This is a genomic window from Dyadobacter bucti (genome assembly GCF_005869225.1).
In the GTDB taxonomy this organism is placed as follows: Bacteria; Bacteroidota; Bacteroidia; order Cytophagales; family Spirosomataceae; genus Dyadobacter; species Dyadobacter bucti.
Genome location: NZ_SWFP01000005.1, coordinates 603,130 through 620,263, shown reverse-complemented (window position 1 = coordinate 620,263; position 17,134 = coordinate 603,130). Strand labels below are relative to the sequence as shown.

The following is a 17,134-nucleotide window of genomic DNA, read 5'->3' as shown; positions in this document are numbered from 1 at the left end:
CAAAAACCGGAAAAATATGGAATCAGATTCCATATTTTTCCGGTTTTTCCGAGCAACTTTAAGCTAGCAAACCGAAAATACCTTCGTTTCCGTAGTGATATAAATCTTCCGCTCCTCTGCCAGATCCATTTGAAAACCACCTGTAAAAACGCCAAAACTGGGTAATATGGCCTGGTGGTTGTCTACTACAAAACAAGGGAGCCGCAGGCTTTGCCGCCCTCTTCCATAAGTAGTAAAAACCGGGTGCACATGGCCTGCAAAAACGAATTTACTGCCGTCCAGCTCCACTTTCGGGTGGTGGGTGAAAATAAAATCCCCCTCCTCGTAATCGGTCTGATATACCTGCATATCACTTTCCAGAAACAAGCTGACTGGCAAAATATCATGGTTGCCAATTACGATAATCATTTCGATATAATGATGTTGCGCGCGCCACTCCCGGAAAGTTTCCCACTCTGAATTGTATTTGTTATGGAAAAGATCCCCCAGAAAAATGATCCGCGTAGCTCCGGTATTTTTTACAATTTCGTCAAGTCTTTCAAAATTGTTTCCGGCTGCATTGTTCGGTATTGCAATGCCTTCCTTCCTGAAATGGGTTATTTTGCCAAGGTGCAGATCGCCGATGAGTAAAGTCTGTGTTTCCTGCCAGAAAATGGCCCTTTGTGTTAATAGTAAAAAATGGTTTCCCCTGATTTCAATCTGCATCACTATACTGTTTGATCATTTTCTGGATCCTGTCGTCCAGCTTTTCGGAGGTTAATTGTTCCCTCAGCCTGTCTACCATAATCGGAAACGAAAGCGGGGTTGGTTTTTTCGTTTTTTTGATGATTATTTTTTGAGTCGCGATCCGGTCCAGCGCCATACGCATCCTTACTTCCTCCAATTGGTAAGTCAACACTTCCTGGTAAGCCTGCTTTACCAGCAAATTATTATCCTCATATTTGCTCATCACAGTAAACAAAAGCGAGCTAGATGCTTGCAACTGTCTCGTTTTCATGTATTTACCTGGATACCCCTGAAACATCAGTCCGGCAATCGCTGAAATTTCCCTGAATTTCCGTTTCGCCATTTCAGTGGCATTCACGCTCTGGTAAATGTCATCCACGAGATGTTTAATCGAAAATAAGTCGGTTTCTTTTAAAACCGATTCCAAGTCCACATATTGGTCGCTCAGCAATTCAAAACCATAATCGTTCATCGCCACTGAAAAAGTGATCGGCTGGAGCTTACTGATCCGGTAAGCCAGGATAATGGACATTCCTTCATGCACCAAACGCCCCTCAAACGGAAAAATAAAGATATGGTGCCCCTCCCGCGTTTCGCACTGTTCGATCAGCAATTCGTTCTGACGTGGAATAATGGAGCGTTCCTGTTGCAACGATAACAGCGGCTGCAATTTGGCCAGTTCCTTTTCTTTTAACGGATTTTCGAGTGCATCTGAAAGCCGCTCGCGGATAAATGCCGAAAGCTGCGAAGAAAGCGGCATTCGCCCGCCCGCCCAGCGAACCAGAAAACCTCTTTTCCCCTCGGCTTTTTTAACCGTCACTGTCATTTCGTGGATCCTTATAAATTCCACGGTCATACCCGCGAATACAAAAACGTCGCCTTCTTTCATGCGTGTAGCAAATGATTCTTCCACCGATCCCAGATATCTTCCATTCTGTAATTTCACGGTAAGCGAAGTCTCGGAAACGATGGTACCCATACTCAGCATGTGCCTGTGGGCGATTCTTCGGCTGGTTACTTTGTAACGGCCATCGATCCTTTCCACTTTTTTATATTCATCATAAACCGTGAGCGACGAACTCCCGGTCGTGATGTAGCCCAAAAGCCACTCCCACTCTTCCCGATTGATAAACTGATAACCGTATGCATCCCGCACTTCTTCAAACAGTTGTGCCTCGCCAAAACCCTCTCCTACCGCCAGCGTAATCATCCATTGTGCCAGCACATCAAATGCCTGAATAACCGGCGGACGGTCTTCCAGGATATTCTTTTCAACACCTTCACGCAGCGAAACTGCCTCGATCAGTTCCAGTGAATTGGTTGGGCAAAAATATATTTTACTCGCAGCTCCCGGTTGGTGCCCGCTCCTGCCCGCACGCTGTACAAAACGTGAGATACTCTTAGGGCTTCCAACCTGGATAACGGTCTCCACCGGCCGGAAATCCACGCCCAAATCCAGACTGGCAGTACAAATCACCAGTTTCAATTTCTCATTATGCAGCGATTCTTCCACCCAATCTCTTAACTCCCGGTCCAGCGACGCATGGTGCAGCGCCATAATCCCGGCGAACTCCGGATACCTGTCGATGATCGTCCGGTACCAGATCTCCGTTTGCGACCGGGTATTGGTAAAAAGCAAAGTAGTTTTGCCTTCCTTGACAATTTTAACCACATTATCGACCAGCCGCGTGCCCATATACCCCGACCACGGAAGCGTCTCCACCTTTTCCGGAATAATGCTTTCGACGATGATTTTCTTATTGTTTTTAGCCTTCACCACCACGGAATCCGCCACATCAGCCTTCATACCCAGCAGCACCTTCCGAGCCTCATCCAGATTTCCGATCGTTGCGGATATACCCCATGTCTGAAGTCCGGGATTAATGCTTCGCAGCCTGGCCAGTGCCAGTTCCGTTTGCGTTCCCCGTTTGCTGCCCATCAGCTCATGCCACTCGTCGATGACAACGGTATGGAGGTTTTTAAAAATTTCAGAACTGTTTTTTTGGGCAAAAAGAATGTGCAGGCTTTCCGGTGTGATGATGAGTGCATCGGGCATTTGCTTTTTTTGGGTGGTACGTTCTTTTGTGCCGGTATCCCCGGTCCGGATTCCCACCCGCCACGTCAGGTTCATTTCCAGCGCAGCCATTTCCATATTTCTGAAAAGGTCTTTGGATAGTGCCCGCAACGGCGTGATCCAGAGCACCTGCAATCCCTTGGAAGTTTTGAGCGGCTTTTTAGGTTTTGAATTAATATGCCTGATCAGGATCGGCACCCACAGAGAATACGTTTTCCCGCTGCCTGTCGGCGCATTCACCAGCCCGCTCTTCCCTGCCAGATAAGCAGCAGCAGCCTCTTTTTGAAAAGCCGCCCATTTCCAGTTTTTATCTTTAAACCATTGCTCAGCAACGATATGTCCGCGGGATTTTGTCAAAGGGTTATTTGGGGATGAATGATTGACTGTCTGCTTTAATTCTTAATAATAAAGATTAATACATAAATTCTGTTCCATCTTATCAAATGGTTAATCAAATATCCCCTACACTAATCTCTGAAACTTGGTATATTTGTTAAAGCCTCAAACAATAAGAATATGTTGACAACGATTGAAGGTATATACGAGGGTGGCCAGGTTTTCTTTAAAGAAACACCACCATTAAAGAAAAAAACGAAAGTTCTGGTAACTTTTATGGAAGAGACTGATCCGTCCACGTCGTTAAATAAGCGCCCACTGGGCACAATGAAGGGTACTATTAAAATGTCTGATGACTTTAACGACCCGATCGATGATTTAAAAGATTACATGTAATGGCATATCTGCTAGATACACACGTAATTCTTTGGGCTCTTGACGAAGAAAACCGGCTATTTGCATCAGCCGAAAAATAGTTTCCAACCAAGGCTTCCCCTGCTACGTCAGCATTGTTTCCTTTTTTGAGATTGCTATAAAAAAGAAAATCGGCAAACTCGAATTACAGAGGCCTATCAAAGATTACATCTCCGAAATTGAAAGAATTGGCATAACTATATTGCCAATAAGGAGTGAACATCTTGATAATTATGAAATAGTACCTCTTCTTCCTAATCATGGAGATCCCTTTGACCGACTTATTCTGGCAACCGCATTCTCAGAAAAATTGATCATCATTTCAGCCGATGAAAAATTTGGTTATTACAATGAGCTGGTTGAAGTGGTGTGGTGAAAATCTCATTGATTAGCATATTGTACACAAGCTTTTATATCTGCTTCTTCCAAAAAAGGATACGCTTCTATAATGTCCTCTTCGCTTTCGCCTGCTGTCAAATATCCCAAGATCGTTTGGACTGTAATCCGATAACCTCTGATCACCGGCTTTCCGTTGCAAATTGCCTCATCGGTTACTATTCTGGTTAAATCATTTTCCATATTCACTTGTTTTTGACAAATGTGCTTACTTTTCAACGGCCGACAATTTCATTCATCAGACCATATAAAGGTATTGCAGTCACGTCCTCTGCCATCGGAAAAGTATCTGTCCCTGAATAGATTACAAATTTTTTGTCAGGCTTAAGATCTTCGCATGCAATATAAAACCCTTTGGATAATTTAGGCGATGAACTCCTTTTGATCTCAATTGCCCAAGTCTCCCCATCCGCGAATTCAAGAACAAGATCGATTTCAGCGCCTCCGGGACTTCCATAATAGTATGCTTGTGCCCGGGAGTTCAATACACTCATTACATTTTCTATAACAAAACCTTCCCAGCTTTGTCCAACAACAGGATGTCCAAGCAAATTATTATAATTCTCAATATTAAGAAGGGCATGTACAATTCCACTATCTCTCACATATACCTTCGGACTTCGTATTAAGCGTTTACCTGTGTTATAAGTCCAGGGCTTTAATCTTCTTACCAACAGTAAATCCGTCATTAAATCTAAATACCTTCCAATTGTCATGCTTGAAACGTCCAGGTTTCTAGCTAGGTGGGAAGCATTGAAAATACTTCCTTGATTATGAGTAAGCATTGTCCAAAATCTTTCCAGTGTAGCAGCGGGTATTCTGGGGCCTAGCTGTGGGATATCACGTTCGAGATATGTTTTTACGAAATTCAGTCGCCACTCCAAACTACTCCTATCCGAATCAGCAAGAAGACTTTCTGGAAATCCTCCACGTAACCAAAGTGTATTAATTTTCTCAGGATCATTACCTGTGTATTCGAGAGTATCGATAGGATGAAGTTCCAAATATGTGATTCTTCCAGCCAACGACTCGCCAGATTGCTGTAAAAGATCCATGGATGCAGATCCCAGAAAAAGAAACAGACCAAACTTGTTTCCGCTTCGTCGCTCCTGGTCTATCACTCCACGTAGTTCGGCAAATAATTCAGGTAGTTTCTGTACTTCATCCAGTATGATAAGCTTTTCTCGATTTCCCCGATGAAAAATTCTGATGTCTAGAACCTTTTCAAAGTCCGCTTTGCTTTCCAAATCAAGGTAGACGGCCAATATTTTTTCGGCGACATCCAAAGCGATGGTCGTTTTTCCAACTTGACGTGGGCCCATGAGGGCTACTGCGGGGCTTCTTTTCAAAGCCTCCATAATTTTACTCTCGAGCCTTCGCTGTATCATGTCTGCAAATTTAACATTAAATGTTAAATTTGCAGACTTTCTCTACCCCAAGTTATCACTTATACATCTCCAAAATCCCCTTCAAACTCTCCAGCGTATCCGCTTCCTCGGCTTTTTTATCCTTTCGCCAGCGTAAAATTCTCGGAAAACGGACTGCTATTCCGGATTTGTGCCGTGATGATTCGTTGATTCCCTCAAAACCGATTTCAAAAACCAGCTCGGGTTTGACCGTTCTGACAGGACCAAATTTTTCGAGGATATTTCGTTTGATAAAATAATCAACCTGCCCGATTTCAGCGTCGGTCAGACCAGAGTATGCTTTTGCGAAAGGGATCAGCTTTTTATCCTCTCCCCAGACAGCAAAGGTATAATCCGTAAAAAGCTCAGCCCGGCGCCCGGAGCCTTTTTGAGCGTAAATCAGCACGGCATCTACGCTCAGCGGATTGATCTTCCATTTCCACCAATCGCCCTTTTTCCGCCCGACCTGGTAAGTACTGCTTTTCCGTTTGATCATAAAACCCTCCGCAATATTTTGCCGGGAAAGTGGATGCAGGTCATGCAATTCACTCCACTCTTTGAAATCGATCAGCGGCGACAAATTGAAATAAGATTGTCCCGGCACATTCTGGTGGATTGTTTCTAACTGTGCGCGCCTCTGGCTTTGCGGCCAATCCCGGATATCGATACCATTTGCTTCCAGTATATCATAGGCTATAAATGCAACCGGTGCTTCTTCCAGCACTTTTTTGGAGAGATTTTTCCGGCCGATCCGCGTTTGCAAAACATTGAAGGGCATAGGCTTGTTATCAAAATAACTCACAATTTCCCCATCCAGAACCGTACCATTTGGCAAAACCGAACTCAGGAAATGCAATTCCGGAAACTTGTCCGTAGACAGTTCTTCTCCCCTGGTCCAGATGAATAATTCATTGTTCCGGTAAATGATCTGCGAACGGATACCGTCCCATTTCCACTCCGCAAACCAGTCTTCGGGATTACCGAGTCCCGATATGTCGCCTTCGATAGGATATGCCAGAAAAAAAGGATAAGGCCGCGATGCATTGTCATTTTCACCTTTATCCAGGATCAATTGCTCAAAAGTCGTCTGCGAAGGATCCCATTGACCCATGATCCGGTGCGCGATCACATTGGAATCGGTTTCAGTAGCTTCTGCCAGCGCACGCACCACCAATGTCTGCGAAACACCGATCCGGAAACTGCCCATTAACAATTTATTGAAAACAAAAGTCTCATGTTTAGACAGTTGCGCCCATGCATTCAGAATATGAGTGCGTTTCTCTCCCTCGGTCATAGCCGGGAGCGCATGCAGATAATCGAACCATTCGGTCAGCGATCTGTCAGAATCTGTTGCTGCGCTTCGCGGCAGGATCAGCGAAATGGTCTCTCCCAGATCACCCACGCTATGATAACTTTCCTGAAAAAGCCACATCGGGATATCTGCTTCCTCTGCCGCCCACTCTTTCACCTGCGTGCGGTTTACCTTAAAAGATGGCCTTCTTCCGGTGAACAATGTTAATGCCCAAAGCTTGTCCTCGTCCGAAGCTGTCAGGAAATAATTTTTCATCAACTCCACCTTTGCATTGGTTTTGTTGGTACGGTCGAGGTTCATGAAGAGTTCAGCAAATTGTTTCATTGCCCTGGCTCGTTTGGTACAACCGTATTATCCTGCACAGCTTCTTCCTCCTCGTTTTCATCTTCATTTCCATACATAGTATGTACCTCGCCGGCTTCTATCCCGTTTTCGTTGAGCCATCTGGAAAAAATACTGGTATAACCGTGTGTAACATATACTTTTTCAGCTCCCGATTCTCTCACAGCTGTATTCAAATCGGGCCAGTCGACATGGTCGCTCAGCACAAAGCCCTGATCCACGGCCCGCCGGTTTTTCGCGCCGCGCAAAGCCATCCATCCCGAGCAGTAACCCAAAGAATAAGGTGCAAATTTTTTGATCCAGGTACTGCTGTCGACCGAAGGCGGCGCCAGTACCAGTGCGCCGCGAAAAAGTTTCCGGTCTGTTTCTTTGGTAACCAAAGTCAGTTCCGGCAAATCGAAACCTGCCTGCCTTAACCGTTCATTTAATGTATAAATTGCCCCGTGCGCATACAGCACATGGTCCTGCAATTCGATATTTTTCAGGATCCGCTGCATTTTTCCCAACGAATAACCCATGAGCACACTGGCTTTATCCTCGTTTTTGTTCTGCCGCCACCAGTTGTCTATTTCCGAAAAAACTTCCTGCTGCGGCTGCCATTTATAGATCGGCAGCCCGAAAGTCGATTCCGTGATAAATACATTGCATTTAACCGGTTCAAAAGGTTTGGCAAAATGATCATCTTCGAGCTTGTAATCTCCGCTCGCAACCCACACTTCCCCTTTGTATTCCACCCGGACCTGGGCCGAACCAATGATATGTCCGGCAGGATGCAGCGAAAAAACCACCCCGTTGATCACGAATTTCTCCCCATATTCAACCGTTTGCAGCGAAATATCAGGACCTAGCCGCAGCCTCAAAATTGGTTCGCTATCCTTGTGCGCCAGATAATGCCTGCTTCCCCAGCGTGCGTGATCACTGTGTGCATGCGTAATGATCGCACGGTCTACTGGAATCCAGGGATCGATATGCGCCTCCGCCTGGGCACAGTAAATGCTTTTTCCGGTAAATTGAAGCAGGGATGATGTTGCCATGAGGCCAGAATCAACAAAAGTGTGCCAAAATGTATTCCGATAATTTAATGCTATTTTTGGGATTACTTTTTTGAAAAACTGGCGTCTAAATCAATATCTAAAAACAATTCCTATTGGTGATGACTAAAACAAAATTGAGCAGTACCCTCCCTCCGGCAGAAGAAGCCGCCCGTTATCTGGATAACGCAAGAAAAATCCTGAGTGAAAAAGCCGGTAAAAAAGACGGATTATACGCCGATGTCAAATATGTAAAAATGGCGTCCGGCACTGCCTACTCCGCTGCTTTACTGATTCTGGATGAATTTTTGAAACAAAAGGAGGGAGAGAAATTTATTAAGCCGAAAAGTATCGATGACTACACCAATCGCATTCGCAAGTATGATAAAAAACTGCTGCGACTCATGGTTGATGTCTATGATGAGCTGCATATCATCGGCTATTATCATGGTACCAAGTCAGTCAATACAATTCAAACCGGCTTGAACAACGTGAGCCAGATGCTGGCTTATATTTAGTTTTTATGATCAAAGAGCTTTTGAGATTGCGCGTTTTTTGGCTGCCTTATGCAGTACTTCTGTTTTTAACAACAGCTACTTTTGAAAGCTGTCAGTCCGATCGGTCAGAGCAAAAAAAGGAAGCATCAGAATCCCGCGGTAAGAATTATTACGCCGAAAAAGTTGAGATAAAACACGCCAAAGGATTTACCATTACCTATTTTGATCACTATAAAATCGTCAATATTATCAGCCCTTTTGAAAAATCGGCTGATACTTTGAAATACCTGCTGCTGGAAAGGGGGACTCCCCGCCCGCAAGGTTTTGCTGATGCTCAGACCATTGAAATCCCGCTCCGCAATCTAGCCGTCACTTCTTCGATGCACGTCGGCCTGCTGGAGTTCCTGGGTTCAACAGATATTCTTACAGGATTATCGGGTATGCAATATGTGTTTTCCCCGGAAGTAAGGAAAATGATAGCCGCTGGGAAAGTCACCGAAATAGGGCGGGAACAGGGTTTAAACGAGGAAAAGTTGGTAACCATGCACCCCGGCCTGATTATGGCAACAGGGAGCCCAGGTGCGAAAATGGATCATTATGCCACGCTGAAACAGGCCGGAATCCCGGTTGTGATCAATTCGGAATGGGTGGAAACCACGCCGCTGGGACGGGCCGAGTGGGTGAAGCTGATGGCGGCTTTGCTGAACAAGGAAAAACTCGTCAACGCAAAATTCTCAGCGCTTGAAAACGAATATCAGAGACTCGCGCTTTTAACAGAAAAATCAAAAAATAAACCATCGATCATTTCCGGCCTCAACACAAAAGATGCATGGTTTTTGCCCAATGGCGACAGCTATATGGCGCAGTTTTTCAGGGATGCAGGCGGAAATTACCATTGGAACAGCACCAAAACGACCGGAAGCCTGCCGCTCAATTTCGAGACCGTTTATCCCGTGGCGCTGACCGCCGATGTCTGGCTGAATGTAGGCTTCAACAGTAAAGATACACGGGCCGATATTCTTGCCCAGGACGTCCGGTACGGCGATTTCCAATCGTACAAATCGGGGAAAATGTACAGCTACAATAACCGTGTAAACGAACAGGGCTCAAATGATTTTTTTGAATCGGGTACTGTAAATCCACATATTGCATTGTCAGACCTGATCAAAATTCTGCATCCGGAGTTGCTGCCCGCGCATCAGCTGGTATACTATAAACAATTGAAATAAACTTCATGCAGGATAAAAACCCATATACAACCCCGAAACCGGAACCGTCCAAAACCAACCACAAGTTGATACTAACGACTCTTTCCGTTCTCGTGGTTTTGCTTTTTATCCTGGATATTATGCTGGGGTCGGTAAAAATCCCTTTTTCGGAAGTAGTCAGTATCATTTTCCGCCGCGATTCGGAGAACACAGCCTGGCTGTTTATCATTGAAAAAATACGTTTGCCTAAAGCCCTCACCGCTATCCTGGTAGGTTGCGGACTTTCCGTCAGCGGGCTGCAGATGCAAACATTGTTCCGTAATCCCCTGGCCGGGCCCTCGGAGCTCGGAATTACGGCCGGGGCCGGTCTGGGTGTCGCGGCGGTGATGCTCACGGGCGGAAGCAGCGCCAGCATTTACGCGATCAGACAATTGGGCATTTCGGGAAGCTGGCTCATCATAGTGATGGCTTCTTTAGGTTCCGCGCTTGTGTTATCGCTCATTTTGGCGATAGCGGGACGTATCAGGGACAACGTAATTCTGCTGATCGTGGGCGTGATGATCGGGACGATAACACTTTCTGTAATCAGTATCTGGCAATATTTCAGCCAGCCCGAGCAGCTGCAGGAATACATCATGTGGACTTTCGGCTCGCTGGGCGGGGTGACACAATACCATCTGTACACACTTTCAGCCGTTGTTATTTTCGGCCTGCTGCTTGCATTTGTATCTTCAAAAGCATTAAACGCGCTTTTGCTGGGCGAAAATTATGCGAGAAGCATGGGGCTGACAGTCGGGAAAACGCGGCTGATCATCATGGCGAGTACCAGCCTGCTCACGGGCAGTATTACGGCTTTTTGCGGACCGATTGGCTTTGTAGGCATCGCAATACCCCATATCACCCGCTCACTGCTGGGCACATCCAACCATCGTATCCTGATCCCGGCTACCTGCCTGACGGGCACGGTGCTGATGCTGGTCTGCGATATCATCGCGCAGATGCCCGGCACCCAAACCACCATACCGATCAATGTGGTTACCTCGTTACTGGGCGCTCCGGTAGTGATCTGGATTATTATCAGCCGCAATAACCTCCGTTCTTCTTTCTCATGAGCGGCAATCCTCCAATTCTCGAAACCCACGACCTGTCGATTGGTTACCGCTCCGGAAAATCGGTTAAAATCATTTCGGAAAAGCTGGACCTGCAATTATTTTCCGGTCAGCTGGTATGCCTGCTCGGGGCAAACGGGGCAGGAAAATCAACCTTAATGCGGACTTTAGGTGGTTTACAGCCGGTTCTGGATGGAGAAATCCTTTTGGAACAGCAGCCGATTTCCCGGTTGAAACCATCCGACCTGGCCCAAAAACTAAGCCTCGTACTAACGGAAAGAATAGAAGCCGGTAACCTCACCGCCCGGGAAGTGGTAACATTGGGAAGAACACCGTATACCGGCTGGCTGGGCACATTGACGGATTCGGATCAGGAAAAAATCAATCAGGCATCAGCGGCAGTTGATATCGAAAGCCTCCTCGACCGGCGCATACACCAGCTCAGCGACGGTGAAAAGCAAAAAGTAATGCTGGCCAGGGCCCTGGCCCAGGATACCAGCCTGATTTTACTCGATGAACCTACCGCGCACCTCGACCTGCCCAACCGCGTGGAAATGATGCGGCTGCTCCACCAGCTTGCCCGACATACCAACAAAGCCATTTTACTGAGTACACATGAACTCGACCTCGCTTTGCAGGCAGCTGATATTTTATGGCTGATGAAACAGAGCGGCGAACTCGTGAGCGGCATTCCGGAAGATCTTGTTCTCAATGGTTCTTTTGAGTCTGCTTTTGCGAAATCAGGCTTTTTCTTTGATAAAACGACCGGCACTTTCACGATCCATCAGGAAATTGTAACGTCAGCAGTATACATCAGCGGAGATCCGGTACTTGTGTTCTGGACCAAACGGGCCTTGCAAAGAGATGGGATCGGAATTACCGACAATCCCTACGCACCCTGCAGAATCGCATCAGAAACTATGGATGGAAAAGCCGCGTGGGAATTGGACTTTGACCGGGAGATTTCAAACCATGCCTGCATTGAAACGTTGGTTGCGACCGTTAGGGCAAACCTCCAGCTCTGAAAGGCGTCTGCACAAGTCCAAAAAACTATCGTTGTTTTGGGTGAAATGTTTAGATTTGGGCTCAGTATTAGCCGCAAACCGGAACATCATTTCGCATCATGATTTTTTTGATCCCACTGGCAATATGGCTGGGTACCGCTATTTGTTACATGGTTTTTTATAAAGATATGCCTCAGTCATTCAGGCGTTCAATTTTAACATCTGCAACGGGGCTGTTCTTCTTTATCGCAATTTCCACTGAATTTCTCAGCGCATTTAATCTCATTACCCGCTTTGCAGTAACAATCACCTGGGCCACCCTTAACCTCGCCCTTTTCTTTGTTTGCCGCCGAATATTTCAACAAGGACACATCACCATCTGGCGTGCTACTAAAAACTGGTATGTATCCGGCCAGGAATTTTTCCAAAAATTAGGGTTAGTAACGCAGATCGTACTTTTCACACTGCTTCTCATCACTTTCACCGTGGCCATTGTAGCCACACCCAACAATATCGATTCGCTTAGTTACCATCTGAGCAGGCTCGGCTACTGGGTCGCGAACAGCAATGTGGAACACTACCCTTCACATATCGAAAGAGCGATTTCGTTCAGCCCCTTTTCTGAATATGTACATCTTAATACCTTTCTTCTGGCAGGAAGCGAACGTTACTTTCAGTTGCTGCAATGGTTTTGCCTTGCCGGGATACTCTCCCTGGTTTCAATGCTGACAAGCTATTTTTCGAACTCCACCCGCGCGCTGCGTATTGCGCTCTGCTTCGCTTTGACGCTGCCCATCGTAGTGCTCGAATCCATGACAACCCAAAACGACCTGGTAGTTTCGTTTTTTATCCTGGCTACTGCTTTTCATGTTTTCGATTATATCAAAACGCGCAATTCCTTCATTCTTTTTTTGATTGCACTCTCCTGCGCACTCGGGATCATGACCAAAGGCACTTTTGTTTTTTATACCATGCCTTTCGGTATCCTGTTATTTATTTTCATGATTTCCCGGCCGGATCACTGGAAAAAGCTGGGAAAGCTTTCCGGTGGGGTTGTTGTAGCCGTGCTGCTGGTCAACGCACCTTTCTGGCACCGCACTTATGAAGTTTTTCAGACACCGATCGGAACGATCAGCAGCGGTAATCAGAACGACATTACTGTTCCCGCCAACCTTTTATCATCGGTTTCAAAGCATACATTTTTGCATCTGGGCTTTATTTCGCCTCAAAACCGGTACAACGATTTCATGGAAAAAAGTCTCGAATCTTTCCATCAGGCCATCGGCGTCCCACTGGATGACCCCAGGACAGGTATGCCGTTCAAAATGAATAAGCTAAACTTCAATGAAGACTTTGCGCATAATTTTTTAGGAATGCTGCTGATCCTTTTGTCGTTGCCTTTGCTGTTTTTTAGCAAACTCACCCCTATCGCGCGCCGATATGCGGGATTATGTTTCGCAAGTTTTCTTCTCTTCTGCTTTTTTATAAGTTATCAAACCTACGGCTCAAGGATCCATATCCCTTTTTTTCTGCTCATATCCCCGGTGATCGGACTGGTTTACGGTTCTTTATTTTCTGAGTTCTTTTCAAAAATTTTCGTGGTACTGCTTTGGCTGAGCGCGTTGCCATTCGCGCTGCTGAGCGTCACACATCCCCTGCTTTCGACCAAATGGTTTTTTGAAAAAATCTTTCCTGCAGTCAACACTACGCTGCATTTAAACATCAATACTGAAAATCTGCTGAACCTCAAACAGGAAAGCATTTTGTACAACAGCCCCGAAAAAATAATCTGGGGCGATGCATGGCCGGAAGTGAGCCAGCTTAAAAATTATGTCGAATCGCTCGAAGCAAAAAGTATCGGCTTCGATTTTAATGAAGCCAGCTATGACTATGGATATCAGTATGTTTTAAGAAAACCCAACCGCCATTTCAAGCATATTGCAGTCCGAAACCCATCCCAGGTGCTGGAAAAAACAGCTTTCGATCCCGACTGTATCATTGCCGAAGTTGATGAGGGCGAACAGTTTTCGTACCATGGCATCACTTATGTAAAAAAATGGAGCGGGACTTCGCGCTGGCTATATGTGCCGCGTTAAGATCAGCAGCTGGTTTCAGTAATTTTTCAGTTCAAAGAACTCAAACCCTTCTGTTAAAGTTTCCTTACTATCGTCAATCACTTGTCATGCTCACCAAACCAATCAAGCTCTTTATAATTTTTGCCCTTGCCGCCCTGATCGGTTATATCATTTTTGATTCTGTTTCGCAGCCCAATGTTGGTGATCTGAGGGGGAATTTCAAGGAAGTTGCCATGTACCGTAACGCAAATAACACCGGCCCTGTGGTGCGGATCTATGCGGTAACGGTGCAGGATACCTTGTGGAATGAAATGGAAAAGTTTGGAAATCTGATGCCTTATACGAAGTACGGGAGCACAAAAGCCTATTTCTTCCGGGAAGGAAAGCCGGTTCCTTCGCAACTGGAGCCGGGTGACGAAAACTTCGATGCGTCTTTCCAGGCCAGCTGCCTGGCTGTGTATGAAAAAGATGCGAACGGCCAGGTTTCCTTGATCAGGAAACCTTTCCGCCGGTAGTTTTTTCGTTTTTTTATATTAAATAAATAGTAAATTTCTGAAAATGAATAACTTAGAAACCGTTCAACAATATTACTCAAGCTTCAACAACAAAGATTGGAAGGGTATGCTCGCCTTGCTGCATGCCGACGTGAGGCACGAGCCCAACCAGGGCGATCCACGGATTGGAATCGAAAAATTTACAGCATTTCTTCAGATAATGGATGAGTCGTATGAAGAGACCCTGACAGACATGGTTTTCTTCACGGAAACTTCCGGTACCCGTATTTCGGTGGAATTCGTTGTCAATGGCAAATACAAAAAAGGAGAAGAAGGACTTCCCGAAGCCTACGGACAACCTTATGTGCTTCCTGCGGCTGCTTTTCTGGAAGTGACCGACGGAAAAATCAGCCGGGTCACCACCTACTACAATCTTCCTCTCTGGATCGATCTGGTTTCCAAGCCAAAACATGACTGATAAGCTGACATTTATTACCCGGACCGGCCCGGAAACAGCTTCTGTTTTTGAGGATCTTGCGAAATTGAGGATAGCAGTCTTTAAATCATACCCCTATCTCTATGAAGGATCGGCAACGTATGAAATGGAATATCTGAAAATTTATGCAGAGTCGGAAAAATCAATGCTATTTGCAGTATATGATGGCAGCGAAATGGTGGGGGCAACCACTTGTATCCCCCTCACGGACGAAACTCCCGAGGTACTCCGGCCTTTCGAAGAGGCTGGTCTGGACGTGAATTTCATTTTTTATTTTGGGGAAAGTATTTTACTGCCTGCTTACCGTGGCCTGGGATTGGGCCACCGCTTTTTTGATGAACGCGAAGCACATGCCCGGAGCTTTGGTAACTATAAGCTCATGTGTTTCTGCTCGGTGGACCGCGGAGAAAATCATCCTCAAAAGCCTGCTGGCTACCGTTCAAATGACATATTCTGGCAAAAAAGAGGCTATACCGAAGCTCCCGACCTCAGAGCTGCGATGGACTGGCCGGACATCGGCGAAACCGAATCCTCATCGAAGCCTATGGTTTTCTGGATCAAAACGATTGATTAGTACACAAGCTGCATGAAAGTAACATTAGCCTCCGCCCAATATCCTATTACGGAACATCAGAATTTTGCCGGCTGGCAGCAACATACCGAAAGCTGGGTGGCCGGCGCAGCCGCGAAAAAAGCGCAGTTGCTGCTTTTTCCAGAGTATGGCGCGATGGAGCTTGTCAGTATTTTCAGCAGTGACATCCGGAATGACATCAGGCAGCAGGTGATTGAGCTGGACACGCTTAGAAACGACTTCTGTACGGTTTTCTCTGACCTGGCGAAAAAGTATGGTGTGATCATTGTCGCGCCGAGCATTCCGGTGATCGATAACGGGAAAAACCTGAACCGGGCACATGTCTTTTCGCCCAACGGGCTGGCGGGTTACCAGGATAAATTGTTCATGACGCGTTTCGAAAATGAAGAATGGGGTATACAAAGTGCGCCTGAAATTCTGAACGTCTTTGAAGCCTCATGGGGAAAATTCGGAATCCAGATCTGCTACGACGTGGAATTTTCACTCGGCTCCCAATTGCTGGCCGCCAGCGGCGCTTCTCTGATACTTGCACCGAGCTGTACCGAGACCATCAGAGGCGCAGCGAGAGTCCACATTGGGGCCAGGGCTCGCGCCCTGGAAAACCAGGCTTATACCGTAGTATCCCAAACCATCGGAAAAGCCTTATGGTCACCCGCTGTGGATATTAATTATGGGTTTGCCGCCTTTTATTCAACGCCTGACAAAGACTTGCCCGAAGAAGGCATTATTTCGGCCATGGAACCGCAAAAGGCCGGTTGGCTGGTGCAGGAACTGGATTTTGACAAAATTGAGCAGGTTCGCGCCAACGGTCAGGTTTTCAATTTTAAAGACCATGTGAGGATTAAAACCGGCTTCACAGATCCCGAAAACGAGCTAATGGTAACTTCAAATATCATCTGATGCCACCATATCTCTTTCCTGTCGGGGTTTATTCCATCATTAGTGTGATAGTTTTGCGCTGTGTAGGGGTGGTAACGTGGAGCAGGTATACGCCCGCATTATCAAGCCTGAGCACTTCCTCCATGCCTGGACCTTTTTGTTCCCTGATAAGCCGGCCATTAACGTCCCACAAGCTGATTACGGACGTTCTTTTGGGCAAGCGCAATTTCACAACACCGTCGCGGGTCGGATTGGGGTAAGCCAGGGCGTACTCAATGTCCTCTTCTTTGGGGATAACAGTAATGATACGGCTAACTGTATACGTACCATCAGTATCAACCTGCTTGAGACGATAATAGCTCATTGTTGCAAAATCCTCATCTGTATACTTGTACACCTTCCTCTGATTCGTACTTGAGGTACCGTCAACCCAGCCAATGGCCTCGAAGTGTTTTCCATCCAGGGATTTTTGGATCTCGAAACCGGAATTATTTATTTCCTGCACTGTTTCCCATTCCAGCTCAGCATGGCCGGCACTGGATAATTTACCTTTAAAGCTGACTAAAACCACTGGTAAAACTGACATACTTTCCGGTGTTAATGTTCCCAATACCCAATTGACTGTAACTCCCCCGTTTGTGGCGCTGTTTGATGCACCGTAAATACCCGATGGGGATATCGTTTGTGCCGTTGCTGAAAATGCAAAGGGCAACAGATAAGCGATGTAATAGACCTTTTTCATA

18 protein-coding genes are annotated in these 17,134 nt (G+C 46.2%); 11 read left to right on the top strand and 7 right to left on the bottom strand.

The window, feature by feature from the left end; translation table 11 throughout:
* Positions 1–63: 63 nt before the first annotated feature.
* Both pdeM and FBF61_RS19420 read right to left on the bottom strand, forming a co-directional pair.
* Positions 64–705 (bottom strand): ligase-associated DNA damage response endonuclease PdeM, encoded by a 642-nt coding sequence (pdeM, locus tag FBF61_RS19425; RefSeq protein ID WP_138480319.1) that lies wholly within the window; start codon positions 703–705, stop codon positions 64–66.
* Positions 695–3,157, bottom strand: coding sequence for a ligase-associated DNA damage response DEXH box helicase (locus FBF61_RS19420; protein WP_138480317.1), 2,463 nt, complete (start codon positions 3,155–3,157; stop codon positions 695–697). Before FBF61_RS19420 ends, pdeM begins: the two co-directional genes overlap by 11 nt.
* Positions 3,158–3,316: 159 nt before the next feature.
* Between FBF61_RS19420 and FBF61_RS19415 the strand changes: the two genes are divergently transcribed.
* Together FBF61_RS19415 and FBF61_RS35615 are read left to right on the top strand one after the other, a co-directional pair.
* Positions 3,317–3,532 carry a DUF2281 domain-containing protein gene (locus FBF61_RS19415; protein ID WP_138480315.1) on the top strand — a complete coding sequence of 72 codons (216 nt, stop codon included), beginning with the start codon at positions 3,317–3,319 and terminating at the stop codon, positions 3,530–3,532.
* A 58-nt stretch (positions 3,533–3,590) separates the two neighbouring features.
* Positions 3,591–3,926: a type II toxin-antitoxin system VapC family toxin gene (locus tag FBF61_RS35615; protein ID WP_138480513.1), complete on the top strand. Its 336-nt coding sequence runs from the start codon at positions 3,591–3,593 to the stop codon at positions 3,924–3,926.
* Between the two features lie 5 nt (positions 3,927–3,931).
* Here the strand turns inward: FBF61_RS35615 and FBF61_RS19405 are convergent, their stop codons facing one another.
* From FBF61_RS19405 to FBF61_RS19390, 4 genes are all read right to left on the bottom strand, one after another.
* On the bottom strand, positions 3,932–4,129 hold the full coding sequence (locus tag FBF61_RS19405) for a DUF433 domain-containing protein (RefSeq protein ID WP_138480313.1): 198 nt from the start codon (positions 4,127–4,129) through the stop codon (positions 3,932–3,934).
* 32 nt (positions 4,130–4,161) lie between these two features.
* Entirely contained in the window at positions 4,162–5,304 is a 1,143-nt protein-coding gene (locus FBF61_RS19400) for an ATP-binding protein (protein ID WP_229215129.1), read from the bottom strand.
* A gap of 85 nt (positions 5,305–5,389) precedes the next feature.
* Positions 5,390–6,988 carry an ATP-dependent DNA ligase gene (locus FBF61_RS19395; protein WP_138480309.1) on the bottom strand — a complete coding sequence of 533 codons (1,599 nt, stop codon included), beginning with the start codon at positions 6,986–6,988 and terminating at the stop codon, positions 5,390–5,392.
* The gene (locus FBF61_RS19390; protein WP_138480307.1) at positions 6,985–8,040 is read right to left on the bottom strand and encodes a ligase-associated DNA damage response exonuclease; all 1,056 of its coding nucleotides are present in this window, start codon (positions 8,038–8,040) and stop codon (positions 6,985–6,987) included. The genes FBF61_RS19395 and FBF61_RS19390 overlap by 4 nt, the downstream gene beginning before the upstream one ends.
* Before the next feature lie 119 nt (positions 8,041–8,159).
* Between FBF61_RS19390 and FBF61_RS19385 the strand changes: the two genes are divergently transcribed.
* The 9 genes from FBF61_RS19385 (at position 8,160) to FBF61_RS19345 (ending at position 16,412) form a co-directional block, all read left to right on the top strand.
* Positions 8,160–8,555: a DUF5618 family protein gene (locus FBF61_RS19385; RefSeq protein ID WP_138480305.1), complete on the top strand. Its 396-nt coding sequence runs from the start codon at positions 8,160–8,162 to the stop codon at positions 8,553–8,555.
* Between the two features lie 5 nt (positions 8,556–8,560).
* Positions 8,561–9,763, top strand: a complete 1,203-nt coding sequence (locus FBF61_RS19380) for an ABC transporter substrate-binding protein (protein ID WP_138480303.1) — start codon at positions 8,561–8,563, stop codon at positions 9,761–9,763.
* A gap of 5 nt (positions 9,764–9,768) precedes the next feature.
* On the top strand, positions 9,769–10,854 hold the full coding sequence (locus FBF61_RS19375) for a FecCD family ABC transporter permease (protein ID WP_138480301.1): 1,086 nt from the start codon (positions 9,769–9,771) through the stop codon (positions 10,852–10,854).
* Positions 10,851–11,876 carry an ABC transporter ATP-binding protein gene (locus FBF61_RS19370; RefSeq protein WP_138480299.1) on the top strand — a complete coding sequence of 342 codons (1,026 nt, stop codon included), beginning with the start codon at positions 10,851–10,853 and terminating at the stop codon, positions 11,874–11,876. Before FBF61_RS19375 ends, FBF61_RS19370 begins: the two co-directional genes overlap by 4 nt.
* Positions 11,877–11,974: 98 nt before the next feature.
* The gene (locus tag FBF61_RS19365) at positions 11,975–13,951 is read left to right on the top strand and encodes an ArnT family glycosyltransferase (RefSeq protein ID WP_138480297.1); all 1,977 of its coding nucleotides are present in this window, start codon (positions 11,975–11,977) and stop codon (positions 13,949–13,951) included.
* 86 nt (positions 13,952–14,037) lie between these two features.
* Entirely contained in the window at positions 14,038–14,445 is a 408-nt protein-coding gene (locus FBF61_RS19360) for a RagB/SusD family nutrient uptake outer membrane protein (RefSeq protein WP_138480295.1), read from the top strand.
* Between the two features lie 43 nt (positions 14,446–14,488).
* The gene (locus FBF61_RS19355; protein ID WP_138480293.1) at positions 14,489–14,902 is read left to right on the top strand and encodes a nuclear transport factor 2 family protein; all 414 of its coding nucleotides are present in this window, start codon (positions 14,489–14,491) and stop codon (positions 14,900–14,902) included.
* On the top strand, positions 14,895–15,494 hold the full coding sequence (locus tag FBF61_RS19350) for a GNAT family N-acetyltransferase (RefSeq protein ID WP_138480291.1): 600 nt from the start codon (positions 14,895–14,897) through the stop codon (positions 15,492–15,494). The genes FBF61_RS19355 and FBF61_RS19350 overlap by 8 nt, the downstream gene beginning before the upstream one ends.
* Before the next feature lie 12 nt (positions 15,495–15,506).
* Entirely contained in the window at positions 15,507–16,412 is a 906-nt protein-coding gene (locus FBF61_RS19345; RefSeq protein ID WP_138480289.1) for a carbon-nitrogen hydrolase family protein, read from the top strand.
* A 28-nt stretch (positions 16,413–16,440) separates the two neighbouring features.
* Here the strand turns inward: FBF61_RS19345 and FBF61_RS19340 are convergent, their stop codons facing one another.
* Positions 16,441–17,133, bottom strand: a complete 693-nt coding sequence (locus FBF61_RS19340) for a T9SS type A sorting domain-containing protein (RefSeq protein WP_166444568.1) — start codon at positions 17,131–17,133, stop codon at positions 16,441–16,443.
* Between the last annotated feature and the right edge of the window lies 1 nt (position 17,134).

Coding starts and splice junctions, on each gene's coding strand:
- FBF61_RS19355 (WP_138480293.1), top strand. CDS start 14,489: ATGAATAACTTAGAAACCGTTCAACAATATTACTCAAGCTTCAACAAC.
- pdeM (WP_138480319.1), bottom strand. CDS start 705: ATGCAGATTGAAATCAGGGGAAACCATTTTTTACTATTAACACAAAGG.
- FBF61_RS19390 (WP_138480307.1), bottom strand. CDS start 8,040: ATGGCAACATCATCCCTGCTTCAATTTACCGGAAAAAGCATTTACTGT.
- FBF61_RS19340 (WP_166444568.1), bottom strand. CDS start 17,133: ATGAAAAAGGTCTATTACATCGCTTATCTGTTGCCCTTTGCATTTTCA.
- FBF61_RS19350 (WP_138480291.1), top strand. CDS start 14,895: ATGACTGATAAGCTGACATTTATTACCCGGACCGGCCCGGAAACAGCT.
- FBF61_RS19365 (WP_138480297.1), top strand. CDS start 11,975: ATGATTTTTTTGATCCCACTGGCAATATGGCTGGGTACCGCTATTTGT.
- FBF61_RS19395 (WP_138480309.1), bottom strand. CDS start 6,988: ATGAAACAATTTGCTGAACTCTTCATGAACCTCGACCGTACCAACAAA.
- FBF61_RS19360 (WP_138480295.1), top strand. CDS start 14,038: ATGCTCACCAAACCAATCAAGCTCTTTATAATTTTTGCCCTTGCCGCC.
- FBF61_RS19405 (WP_138480313.1), bottom strand. CDS start 4,129: ATGGAAAATGATTTAACCAGAATAGTAACCGATGAGGCAATTTGCAAC.
- FBF61_RS19345 (WP_138480289.1), top strand. CDS start 15,507: ATGAAAGTAACATTAGCCTCCGCCCAATATCCTATTACGGAACATCAG.
- FBF61_RS19370 (WP_138480299.1), top strand. CDS start 10,851: ATGAGCGGCAATCCTCCAATTCTCGAAACCCACGACCTGTCGATTGGT.
- FBF61_RS19380 (WP_138480303.1), top strand. CDS start 8,561: ATGATCAAAGAGCTTTTGAGATTGCGCGTTTTTTGGCTGCCTTATGCA.
- FBF61_RS19375 (WP_138480301.1), top strand. CDS start 9,769: ATGCAGGATAAAAACCCATATACAACCCCGAAACCGGAACCGTCCAAA.
- FBF61_RS19400 (WP_229215129.1), bottom strand. CDS start 5,304: ATGGAGGCTTTGAAAAGAAGCCCCGCAGTAGCCCTCATGGGCCCACGT.
- FBF61_RS19385 (WP_138480305.1), top strand. CDS start 8,160: ATGACTAAAACAAAATTGAGCAGTACCCTCCCTCCGGCAGAAGAAGCC.
- FBF61_RS19415 (WP_138480315.1), top strand. CDS start 3,317: ATGTTGACAACGATTGAAGGTATATACGAGGGTGGCCAGGTTTTCTTT.